Below are 11170 nucleotides of genomic sequence, written 5' to 3' on the forward strand. Positions count from 1 at the left end.
GGGGTGGCCGAGTCGGGGCGGGTTCGAGCGGGCCGGGTTCGAGCGGAGCCGGGGCCGGTCGGGTCGGGGCGGGTTCGAGCGGGGCGGGCGGCGCGGGCTGGTGGCTCGGCTCAGGAATCGCGCGGACAGGGATGTGCGAGCTTGCGCTCGCCGGCGGTCCGTCCCTCCACAGGCGGGGTACCGGCTCCGTTGTCCCGATCCTGGTCATGGGCCCCGGCCCGATGTCGGTGGTCGCTGATTCAATACAGGTATGACAAATTCGGGTGACGCGGTGCAGGCGGTCGAGGCGGTGCAGGCGGGCGAGACGGCGCGGACGCTCGACGCGGTGCGCGCGCTCGCCGGTCTCGCGGCGAGGCTCGCCCGCTCCTCGGCACCGGTGCTGCTCGCGGGGGCGGTCGCCCTGCACACGGCGTACCGGGCGGCGCTGCTCGTGCCGGAGTCGTTCGCGCGGGGGAGTCGTCTCTCCCGGAGCGAGGCGGGAGACCTCGTGGAGCGCTCGATCCGAGCCGAGTTCGCGACTGCGCTCGGGATGTCGGAGCGCGCGGCGTCTCGGCGTCTCGAGCACGCTCGGCTCCTCATCGAGGACCTCCCGGCGACCCGCACCCTCCTGGCCGAGGCCCGGATCCTCTGGGAGGCCGGCGAGGTCGTCTGCGCCGCCGCCGCGACCCTCCCCGCTCCGTCGCGCGCGCCCTTCGACGAGCGGGCCGCCGCCGCGGCGCTCACGCAGACGCCCACCCAGCTCCGACGGACCGTGGCGCGGTTGCGCGACGAGCTGCACGAGCAGCCGTTCACCGAGCGCCACACCCGCGCCCGCGAGGACCGCAGCGTGTGGCTCGGCGCCGAGGCCGACGGCATGGCCACGCTCTGCGCCCTGCTGCCGGCCCCGGTCGCGGTCGGCGCCTACAACCGTCTCGACCGCATCGCCCGCTCGCTCCGCGACGGGGCGGACGCGGCGGGGATCGGGTTCGGTGCAGGTGCAGGTGCAGGTGCAGGTGCAGGTGCAGGTGCAGGTGCAGGTGCGAGTGCGAGTGGGAGTGCGAGTGCGACTGCGACTGCACAGAGCGGTGCTGGTGCCCGTGGCGATGCTCCGGTGGCAGTCGGCGCGCGGACGGACGCTGGTGCTGGTGCTGGTGCTGGTGCTGGTGCTGGTGCCGGGCTCGGCGCGGAGACGGGTGGCGGCGCCGGTGGAGACGCTGACATCTCCCTCGGCGACGGCCGGACGCTCGCGCAGCTGCGGGCCGACGCGCTCGTCGATCTGCTCATCGACGGCGACATCTCCGCAGACGGATCCTCGGGAGAAGGAGCGAGCGCCGTCCGTGCCTCGGGCTCCGGAATCCACGCCTCGGGCTCCGGAATCCACGCCTCGGGCTCCGGAATCCACGCCTCGGTCTCCGGAGTCCGCGCCGACGTGCGCCTCACCCTGGCCGCCAGCACCGCCGTCGGCCTCGACGACGCGCCGGCCGAACTCGACGGCTACGGTCTCGTCCCCGCCGACGTCGCCCGGGAGCTCGTCCGCACGGCGGCCACCTTCACGCGGGTGCTGACCGATCCGGACACGGGAGTGGTGACGTCGGTCGGCAGGACCCTCCGCGTCCCGCCCCCTCGGATGCGCCTCCAGCTGCAGCTGCGCGACCGGACCTGCCGGTTCCCCGGCTGCACCCGCTCGTCCTCGACGGCCGAGGCCGATCACACCCTCGAATGGCGGAACGGAGGCGAGACCGCCCTCGGCAACCTGGCCTCGCTCTGTGTCGTGCACCACCACGTCCGCCACGGCGACCGCTGGACCTACGCCCTCCATCCGGACGGCACCGTCGTCTGGACGACCCCCACCGGCCGTCGGATCACCGACCGACCGCGGGCGCTGCCCGGGGCTCCGCTGCCGCCCACGCGACGACCGACGCCGCAGTCGGCGCAAGAACCGGAGCCGGAGCCGGAGCCGGATCCGCAGCTGAAGTCGAAGCCCGAGCCGGAGCCGGAGCCGCAGCCGCAGCCGCAGCCGCCACGATCTTCGTCCTCGCTGTTGTGGTCGTCGCGACCGTCGTCACCTCGGGCGTCCCCCTCGGTGCTGTCGCCGACGCGGCCGCGGTTCGTGGACGCGTCTCCGCCGTTCTGATCCGCAGCCCGACATGCCGGGCGATTCGACACTCCGTCGGACGCGAGGCGGTGAATCGCCGTGCCTGGACACGCCCAGGCGCCCTCGCGCTCTCTCACCTCCGGCGCCGCGAGGTCCGTCGGCACGTCGGCGCTTCGTCGAGCCTCGAGTTCCGCGCCCCGCGCCCCGAGCTCCGAGCTCCGAGCCCCGTGTCCCGGACCTCCGAGCCTCGAGCACCGTGTCCCGTCGTGCTTCGGCGCTTCGGGGCGTCGGCCACCGCGTCCCGGTCCGCCCGTGTCCCGGTCCGTCCCTGTCCCCGGTCCGCCCCTCCGTCCCGGTCCGCTCCCGTCCCGCTCCGGCTGGCGGACGCCCCCGCCGCGCAGGAGAGCCGTCGACCTCGGGAGATCACGACCGGACGACCTCCACGTGATTCACGTTCTCCGGCGCCCGCTGCCCGCCGCCCGCCGCGTCCGTCGGCCCACTCCTTCCCTGTCCTCTCCTGCCCTGCTCTCTCCTGCCCCGTCCGGTCAGGAGCGTCCGGCCGCGGCGACCGCTCCACGCCGCCCGTGCCGCCGCCCGTGCCCCCGCCCGTGCCGCCGCCCGACCTCACCGGATGCCGCTGCGCGCGAACCCCTGCACGAAGTAGCGCTGGAAGCACAGGAACAGCAGCACCATCGGCAGCACCGACACCAGCGCCAGCGCCATGCTCGCGCTGTAGTCCGGCGTCGATTGGCCCTTGAGGTAAAGCAGGCCGATCGGCAGCGTGAACAGCTCGTTGTCCTTCAGGGCGATCAGCGGCCAGGCGAAGTCGTTCCAGCTGCCGAGCAGAGTCAGCAGGATCAGGACGGCGATCAGCGGCTTCGAGAGCGGCAGCACGATCTGCAGGAACACCCGCAGGTGGCCGGCGCCGTCGATCCGCGCCGCCTCGATCAGCTCCTCCGGGATGGAGAGGAAGAACTGCCGGGCGAGGAAGATCCCGAAGGCCGCCGCCGCTCCGGGCAGGATCACCGACCAGTAGGTGCCGTAGATCTGCAGTCCGGTCACGAGCTTGAACTGCGCGACCATGATCGCCTGCACCGGGATCATCATCGTGGCCAGTGCGAGCAGGAACAGCAGGTTCCGCCCCGGGAAGCGCAGCCGCGCGAAGCCCCAGCCGGCCAGCAGGTTCACCACGACGGTGAACACCGTGACGAACACCCCGATCACGACCGAGTTGACGAACCACTCGCCCACGGGGAAGCGCGCGAACACCGTCGCGAAGTTCTCGAACGAGATCTCGCTCGGCCAGAAGCGGGGCGGGCCGGGCGCGAACACCTCGCCGCGCGGCGAGAAGGCGATGACGAGCATCCAGTACAGCGGGAAGAACACGACCGCCGAGGCGACGATCGCGACGACGAGGCGGACGACGAGTCCGGAGCGGGAGCCGTCGCGGCGGGAGGGACGCCGGCGCGGGGTCTCGCGGGCGGTGGCCGCGGCGACCGCGGCGGGCGTGGTGACGGTGGAGGACGACATGAGGGCTCCTAGTCGACGAGGTCACGCGTGCGGCTCGTGTGCCACTGCAGGTAGGTGAAGGCGAGGGAGACCATCAGGATGACGACGCCGAGCGCGGCGCCGTAGCCCTGCTCTCGGACCTGGAAGCCGTTGCGGTACGCGTAGGTGCCGAGCACCGACGTGGAGAAGCCGGGGCCGCCGCCCGTCATCACGAAGACGATGTCGAAGACCTGGAACGAGGCGATCACGTTCATGATCAGCAGGAAGAAGGTGGACGGGCCGACCAGCGGCACCGTCAGTGCGCGGAACTGCTGCCAGCGCGTCGCTCCGTCGATCCGCGCGGCCTCGTAGAGCTCGGGCGAGACGCTCTGCAGGCCCGCCAGGTAGATCACCATGTTGAAGCCGATCCGCAGCCACACCGCGGTCAGCATCACCGAGATCATCGCCGCGGAGCCGTCCGACTGCCACGCGACCGGCGAGGCGCCCAGCGAGCTCAGCACCTTGTTCACGATGCCCGAGGACTCGCTGAAGATCGTGACCGCGATCATCCCGGAGGCGACGCCCGAGATCACCAGGGGCAGCACGATAACCGTGCGGAAGATCCCGCGCGCGGGCAGCACGGAGTTGAGCAGCACGGCCAGGCCGAGGCCGCCGGCGAGCTCGAGCGGCACGGTGACCGCGGTGAAGAGGAGCGTGTTGCCCAGGCTCTGCCAGAACACCGGATCGGCGCCCATCCGCAGGTAGTTCGCGAAGCCGACCCACTCGGGCGTGCCGAAGCCGCGCGACTCCTGGAACGAGAGCTGGATCGCCCAGAGGATCGGCACGAACAGGAACAGCGCCATCAGGAGCAGGTTCGGGCCGACGAAGCCGAAGCCGGCGAGGGCCTCGCGCCTGCGGGCCGACCGCGGCCGGGCGGAGGAGCCCGCCCGGCCGCGGAGGGTGGTGGCGGTCATCAGCTGGTCGCCTGCTGGATGGCCGCGTCGAGGCCGGAGAGGGTCTCCTCGGTGCTGCGTCCGCCGACGAACGCCTCCTCGAGCTGGTCCTGCATCGCGACCGAGATCTTCGCGAGGAACGGCGAGGTGAGCTGCTGCACGTCCCGCGGGGTGATCGTCGCGGCCTGCTCGACGAACACGGGCATCACGTCCGGGCGCACCGCGAAGTCGATCGACGCGGGGTCGATGTCGGACCGGGTGGGCAGCTCGTTCGTCGCCGCGCAGAACTCGGCCATGGTGTCGGCCTGCGTCATGAACGAGAGGAACTCGGTCGCGAGCTCCGGGTTGTCGGTGTCGGCCGTGGCGACGAGGGCGTTGCCGCCGAGGTCGGTCGCGCCGCGCTCGTCGACGGGCATCGGCGTGGCGGTCCACTCGAAGTCGGCGAGGTCGTCGATGTCCGGCACGAGGAAGGACCCGGCGAAGGCCATCGCCGCGGTCTGCTCCGTGAAGAAGGAGTCGGCGTAGGTGGCGGACTTCACCGAGCTGGTCGGCGGGACCCAGTCGTTGTCGAAGAAGCTCTTCGTGAAGTCCAGCGCCTTCGCGCCGGCGGCGGAGTCGATCGCCGGAGTGGTGCCGTCCTCCTCCAGCAGCGTGCCGTCGGCCTCGAACAGCCAGCTCAGCCAGCGGGGCGTGCCGCCGAGCTGCCAGTTGTAGACGAACGGGTACTGCTCGGCGGGCAGGCTCGCGCGCAGCTTCGCGGAGGCGTCGGCGAACTCCTCCCAGGTCCACGCCTCGTCGGCGGTGGTCGGCACGTCGGTGATGCCGGCCGCCGCGAGCAGTTGCGTGTTCACCAGCAGCGCCGACACGTCGGTCTGGTGCGGGACGCCGTAGGGCTTCCCCTCGAAGGAGACGGCCTCCTGGAACGCGGGCGTGAAGGAGTCGAAGTCGTCGATCCGGTCGGTCAGGTCGAGCAGCTGCTCCTGGCTGGAGTAGACGCCGAGGTTGCCGTAGTCGACGCGGAACACGTCGGGGGCCTCGCCCGACGACAGCTGCGCGTCGATGTTGCTGAACATCTGGTCGTAGGGGACGACGTTGAGCTCGACGCTCGCCCCCTCGTGCTCGGCCTCGAAGTCGGTGATCAGCGACTCGAAGGCCGCCTGCTCGGACTCGCTGGCCCAGGTGGTGAAGGTGATCGAGTCGGCGTCGGCCGAACCGCCGCCTCCTCCTCCGAAGCCGCTGCAGCCGGTGAGGGCGGCGGTCGACGCCAGGACGGCGGCGAGGGGGATGAATCGTCTGCGCATGGGTGGTCTCCTGCTGTGAAGGGTCGGACGGGGGGCGGGGTCGGAGGGCCGCGTCAGGCGGGGCGGCGGAGGGCGGTCTCGACGAGCGAGACGAGGCCGTGCGGGCCGAGCTGGCCGGCGAGCAGGTCGAGCGGAGTGGGGACGGGCAGCGCCGAGGCGGCGCGGCCGAGGCGGGAGGCGGGCACGGGGGCGGCCTCGCGCTCCTCCGGCTCCGGGTCGGCGAGGGCCAGCGCGACAGTGGCGGCCACGTCCTCGACCGCGCGGACGCAGCCGAAGCGGACGATCCGCTCGTCGTCGATCAGGGCCTCGCCGTAGCCCGCGCGGAACGCCGAGCGCTGCACGTCGCTGATCGGCCGCGAGTAGATGACGCCCAGCTCGATCAGGAGCAGGTCGGCCTCCCGCGGGGCGACGGTGGCCTCGTCGAAGTCGATCAGCCAGGGGCGGCCGCTCTCGTCGATGACGACGTTGCCGGGATGCGGGTCGCCGTGGAGGGGCACGCGGGAAGTGGGCGTGCGGGCGCGCTTCAGCCGCCGCTCGGCGCCGGCGAGGGCGTCGAGGCGGGAGCGGTTACCGCGCCACAGCGCGGTGAGGAGGGGGCGGGACTCCGGCTGCGCGTCGATCCTCTCGTCGGTCTCGGCGAGGAGGTCGGCGAGCGGACGGCGGACGCGGCGGATGCCCCGCCGCACGGGAGGCGCGAGGGTCGGCGGCTCGGCGTCGTGCACGGAGCGCAGGACCGCGCCGAACCCCTCCCAGTCGAGGGCGTCCTCGCCGGAGTCGACCGCGTCCTCGCCGAGGATCCACGGCGCGACCGAGACCCGCAGCCCCCGGTCCTCCGCCCAGGGGCGCCCGTCGGAGGCGCGGTGCGGCGCCGCGACGCCCGGCACCCCCGACTCGCCCAGCGACGCCGAGAGCGCGAGGCCGAAGCGCCCGTCGCGGGCCGACGCCTTGACGCTCCAGAGCGCTCCGGAGCCGTCGGCCGCGCACCAGACGCGCGCTCCGTGGTCGAGTCCGCCGACGACGGGCTCCAGGTCGACGAGGCCGACGCCGAACTCGCGGCGCACCAGAGCGCGCGCCCAGGCGCCCGCCTCCTCGATCGTGTCCATCCCGCTCATGCTGACGCGCGGGCGCCCCGCGAGCAGGTGCTTGCGCGATCGGTGATCGTAGGCATGGGTGCGGGCTGAGCCGCGTCTCAGACTCGGGCTCCGGGCCGCCCGACGAGGAACCACGCCATCGACCCCAGGAAGGGCGCCACCACGACGGCGATCGTCCACACGCCCTTCCGCAGGGGATCGAGGCCGGAGCGGAGGACCTGCGCGACCGCGAGGATCGCGACTCCGAGATACGCGGCCCCGCACAGGGCGGCGATCACGCTGGTGCCGAGCAGTGACATGTCCATCGCCCGACGCTACGCGCGGCTCGGCGCTGCCGGATCCGCCGCGGGGCGGAGACTCCCGGCGATGCGCAGCGGGCCTCGCTCAGCGGCCGAGGACACCGGTGATCGTCCGCGCGCCGTCGGCGGGGAAGAGGGCGAGCCGCTGCTCCGTCCCCTGCTGCCGGACCGTGAGCACGGGAGCCGCGAGCGCGTGACCGTGGTGGTAGCCCGTCACCGACTCGGGGGCGTCCCCGGCGGTGAGGGGCAGGAACGCGATCGGCGAGAGGTCCGCGTTGGCACGGAACAGCGAGAGCGCCCTCGCGGTGACGACGGCCAGCAGCACGGGGTCCGGCTTCGCCGCGCGCAGCGCCGGGAGGTCGACCGCGGCTCCGGCGACCGCGAGCGTCCGCAGCGAGGCCAGTGTCTCCGGAGTGTTCAGCACCGCGGTGACGCCGCCGTCCGGATGCTCGGCCCGCAGCCTCTCGAGGATCGGTCGGGACCACCGCTCCTCGACGCGCCGTCGGATCCCGAAGCCGAGCCCCGCGACGATCACCGCGGCCACCGCGAGCACCACGCCCCACCCTCCGTAGAGCTGGAACGCCCGGGCGCCCGACCACGCCGCCGCGACGACCACCGTCGCCCCGAGGAACGCCTCGCTTCCGAGCGACCGCAGCCGGGTCGACTGCACTTCCTGCGTCACGAGCGCTCCTCCGGGTCGGGCGGACCTCCGGGCGGGTCGCGTCAGCGCATGATCGCACCGGCGCCTGCGGGTCGGGCGGGATCCGCCGCCTCGCGCGGGAGGCCGGCTCAGCGCCCGCGCCGCGCCCGCGGATCGGTGAGGAGTCGGACCGGGGGGAGGTCGGCCAGGTCGGGGGACACGAAGCCGAGCACGTCGGAGTGGTGGTCGGCGGAGGCGCGGCGGAGGAAGGACCAGCACTTGAGCGAGGACGGGCGCCGGTCGAGGGGGAGGGGAGCGGCCTCCACGATGACCACGGTGGCGGAGCGGTGCAGGATCCGCACGGGCACGCGGCTCTCGCGGCCGTCGACGGTCCAGCTGGAGACGCCGCGGATGCGGCCGTCCTCGCGGTCGACGCCGACGGTGAGGACGCTCCGGAAGTCGTCGGACGCGGCGCCCATGCCGATCTGGAAGTCGCCGTCGGCGCCGTCGAGCACGAAGGCGACGTCGAGTCCGCGGCGGTGCCGGACGGTGAAGGTGGCGAGCAGGGGACCGCTCCCGAACCTCGGGGCCTCGTCGCGGGCCTGCCGGACACGCTGCTCCGCGTCGTCCCTGTCCATGGAGCCACTCCTGCCGTTCGGGCGGAGCGGGGCCCGCGCGCCCGTCGAGCCTAGGGGGAGCGGGACGGCGTCACCCCGCGCGAGGCAGCGTCACCCGGAAGCGGGCGCCGACGGGCCCCGCCTCCGCCACGAGGTCGCCGCCGAGGGCCCGGGCCAGCCCGCGCGCGATCGGCAGGCCGAGGCCCGAGCCGCCGTCGGCGCGGTTGCGGGCGTCGTCGAGGCGGACGAGGCGGTCGAAGACGCGCTCGCGGTCGGCCTCGGCGATGCCGGGGCCGTCGTCGTCGACGGTGATCGTGACGGAGTCGGCGGCCGCCTCGACGGCGACGTCGATCCGGGAGCGGGCGAAGCGGGCGGCGTTCTCGAGGAGGTTGCCGAGCACCTGGGCCAGCCGGTCGGCGTCGGCGCTGACCAGGAGCGGCTCGGCGGGCCGGTGCAGCTCGATCGCGAGGCCCGGGCGGCGCAGCTCCTGGCGCTCGATCGCGGCCTCGGCGACGCCCGCGGGGTCCAGCGGACGCGACTCCAGAGCCAGGCCCTCGTCCAGCCGCGCCATCAGCAGCATGTCCTGGATGAGGCGGCCCGCGCGCAGCGACTCCCGCACGACGTGCACGGAGAGGCGCTCGCGCTCCTGCTCGCCGCCGTCGCCGCGGACGAGCGCGTCGGCGGCGGCCTGGATGCCGGCGACCGGCGTCCGCAGCTCGTGCGCGGCGTCCGAGACGAACGCGCGCATCCGCTGCTCCGCCGCGAGGGCCGTCGCCTCGGCGGCGAGGGCGCTGCGCTCGGCCTGCTCGAGGTCGTCGAGCATCTCGTCGAACGCGGTCGCGGTGCGGCCGAGCTCGGTCCGCGGACGGGAGGGGCGCAGCCGCCGCCCGCGGTCGCCGTGCGCGATGTCGCGGGCCACGTCGGTCATCCGCTCGAGGGGCCGGAGGGTCGCGCGGACCACGACGATCAGCGCGAGGGCGGCCAGCACGAGGAACACGGCCGACGCGGCGAGCAGGATCCCGTTCAGCTGCGCGAGGGTGCTGCCCACCGATCCGGCCTCGCTGGTGAGCTCGAGGCGGGTGCCGTCGCTGAGGGTCGACTCGAGGGTGATCAGCTCGTCGTCGGCGGCGACGCTGCTCGAGACGACGGTGACGGCGGCGGACGCGGCTCGGGGCGGGACGGCTCCGGAGGAGGAGCTCGTGCCGGGAGGCGACGGCGGCTCTCCGAGCTGGTCGGCGGCTCCCGGGCCCAGTCGCAGCTGCTCCGGGCTCGGCCCGGCCACGACGTCCTCGCCCTCGGGGCTCGTGATCCGCACCGAGACGCCCTGCGCCGAGAGGCGGGAGGCGAGGGCGTCGTCGGCGATCGTGCCGACCAGCGCGGCGGCGGCGGAGGCGCGGTCCTGCAGCCGCTCCTCGATCTGGTCGCGGAGGCGCTCGCCGAGCACCGCCTGCACCGTCGCCGAGAGGGCCAGGAGCAGCACGGCCAGCAGAGCGAGCACGGCCAGGACGGTGCGGAGGCGGAGCGAGCCGGTCCGCAGGGCGCCCGGCTGGGAGCGGCTCACGCCTCCACCCGGTAGCCGAGGCCGCGGACGGTGTGCACGAGCCGGTCGCCATGCGCCTCCATCTTCTTGCGGAGGGAGCTGAGGTGCACCTCGACGAGGTTCGGGTCGACGTGGTCGTAGCCCCAGACCTGCGTGAGGATCTGGGTCTTGGTGAGGGTGCGGCCGCGGTTCCCGGCGAGGAAGGCGAGGAGGCGGAACTCGGTCGCGGTGAGGTCGAGGGCGACGCCGCCGCGGCGGGCGCGGCCCGACTCCGGGTCGACGACGAGGTCGCCGATCTCGACGACGGACGGGATGCGGCCGCGGCGGCGCAGCACGGCGGTCACGCGCTTGACGAGCTCGGCGAGCACGAACGGCTTCACCACGTAGTCGTCGACGCCCTCGTCGAAGCCGCGGAGGCGGTCGTCGACCGCGTCGCGGGCGGTGAGCATGATCACGGCCGCGTCGCTGCTGCGGCGGATCCGCTCGGCGAGCACGATGCCGCTCGGGCCGGGGAGCATCCAGTCGAGGATCACCAGGTCCGGAGCGAAGGTGCTCAGCTCGCGGGCGAGGTCCTCGCCGGAGACGAGACCGCGGACCGTGAAGCGCTCGCTGCGCAGCGCGGTCTCGACGGAGGAGCGGATGGCGTCGTCGTCCTCGATGAGGAGCACACGGGCGGAGGAGGGCATGTGCTCGAACCTAGGGGCCGCGGATCGGGGCGCACCCGGCGTCTGCTGTGGAGGGTCTGTTCTTAAGTCCGGCTTCAGATTCGCCTTCGAATCTGAAATGGAACCGGCCGCAACCGATCCCGAACGGGGTCGGCACCGGGCCGGAACGAGGAGACACCCATGACCGAGTCGACCACCCCCGCCGAGAAGGGCTCGAGCTTCGGGCCGCGCCGTCCGAAGAAGCGCGCCCTGACCATCGGCATCGCCGTCGGCGCCCTCGGACTCGTCGCGCTCGGCTCGACCGCCGCGTTCGCCGCGACGCCGTCGAGCACGCCGACCTCCAGCGCCACACCGCTGCACTCCACCTCGACCGGTGCGCCGTCCACCGGTGCGCCGTCGACGGACGCGCCCGCCGAGGGCACCGCTCCCACCCCGCCCGGCCCCGGCCAAAGCCGGCGAAGACGCAAACGCCAAGACCGAGAAGGCGGCGAGCGACAACCCC

Annotated in this window: 10 protein-coding genes and 1 pseudogene; 2 read left to right on the plus strand and 9 right to left on the minus strand. The window is 73.8% G+C overall.

Annotation, left to right across the window (positions count from 1 at the left end; genetic code table 11):
* Positions 1 to 250 precede the first annotated feature (250 nt).
* On the plus strand, positions 251 to 2113 hold the full coding sequence (locus C5C53_RS16365; protein ID WP_104268031.1) for an HNH endonuclease signature motif containing protein: 1863 nt from the start codon (positions 251 to 253) through the stop codon (positions 2111 to 2113).
* Positions 2114 to 2698: 585 nt separating this feature from the next.
* Here the strand turns inward: C5C53_RS16365 and C5C53_RS16370 are convergent.
* From C5C53_RS16370 to C5C53_RS16410, 9 genes are all read right to left on the minus strand, one after another.
* Complete coding sequence (locus C5C53_RS16370) at positions 2699 to 3604, minus strand: carbohydrate ABC transporter permease (RefSeq protein ID WP_104234603.1); 906 nt, start codon at positions 3602 to 3604, stop codon at positions 2699 to 2701.
* Between the two features lie 8 nt (positions 3605 to 3612).
* Positions 3613 to 4536: a carbohydrate ABC transporter permease gene (locus C5C53_RS16375; RefSeq protein ID WP_104234613.1), complete on the minus strand. Its 924-nt coding sequence runs from the start codon at positions 4534 to 4536 to the stop codon at positions 3613 to 3615.
* On the minus strand, positions 4536 to 5816 hold the full coding sequence (locus C5C53_RS16380) for a sugar ABC transporter substrate-binding protein (protein WP_244229553.1): 1281 nt from the start codon (positions 5814 to 5816) through the stop codon (positions 4536 to 4538). The genes C5C53_RS16375 and C5C53_RS16380 overlap by 1 nt, the downstream gene beginning before the upstream one ends.
* Positions 5817 to 5869: 53 nt before the next feature.
* Complete coding sequence (locus tag C5C53_RS16385) at positions 5870 to 6919, minus strand: aminoglycoside phosphotransferase family protein (protein ID WP_104268032.1); 1050 nt, start codon at positions 6917 to 6919, stop codon at positions 5870 to 5872.
* An 86-nt stretch (positions 6920 to 7005) separates the two neighbouring features.
* Complete coding sequence (locus C5C53_RS16390; protein WP_104268033.1) at positions 7006 to 7212, minus strand: PLD nuclease N-terminal domain-containing protein; 207 nt, start codon at positions 7210 to 7212, stop codon at positions 7006 to 7008.
* Between the two features lie 79 nt (positions 7213 to 7291).
* Positions 7292 to 7888 carry a hypothetical protein gene (locus tag C5C53_RS16395; protein ID WP_104268034.1) on the minus strand — a complete coding sequence of 199 codons (597 nt, stop codon included), beginning with the start codon at positions 7886 to 7888 and terminating at the stop codon, positions 7292 to 7294.
* A 107-nt stretch (positions 7889 to 7995) separates the two neighbouring features.
* The gene (locus C5C53_RS16400) at positions 7996 to 8484 is read right to left on the minus strand and encodes a hypothetical protein (RefSeq protein ID WP_104227448.1); all 489 of its coding nucleotides are present in this window, start codon (positions 8482 to 8484) and stop codon (positions 7996 to 7998) included.
* Positions 8485 to 8554: 70 nt separating this feature from the next.
* The gene (locus tag C5C53_RS16405; RefSeq protein ID WP_104268035.1) at positions 8555 to 10024 is read right to left on the minus strand and encodes a cell wall metabolism sensor histidine kinase WalK; all 1470 of its coding nucleotides are present in this window, start codon (positions 10022 to 10024) and stop codon (positions 8555 to 8557) included.
* On the minus strand, positions 10021 to 10689 hold the full coding sequence (locus C5C53_RS16410; protein WP_104225192.1) for a response regulator transcription factor: 669 nt from the start codon (positions 10687 to 10689) through the stop codon (positions 10021 to 10023). Before C5C53_RS16410 ends, C5C53_RS16405 begins: the two co-directional genes overlap by 4 nt.
* 159 nt (positions 10690 to 10848) lie before the next feature.
* Between C5C53_RS16410 and C5C53_RS16415 the strand changes: the two are divergent.
* A pseudogene (locus C5C53_RS16415) lies at positions 10849 to 11170 on the plus strand (hypothetical protein); the annotation flags it as partial.

The sequence above is a fragment of the Rathayibacter sp. AY1E3 genome (assembly GCF_002932235.1).
In the GTDB taxonomy this organism is placed as follows: Bacteria; Actinomycetota; Actinomycetes; order Actinomycetales; family Microbacteriaceae; genus Rathayibacter.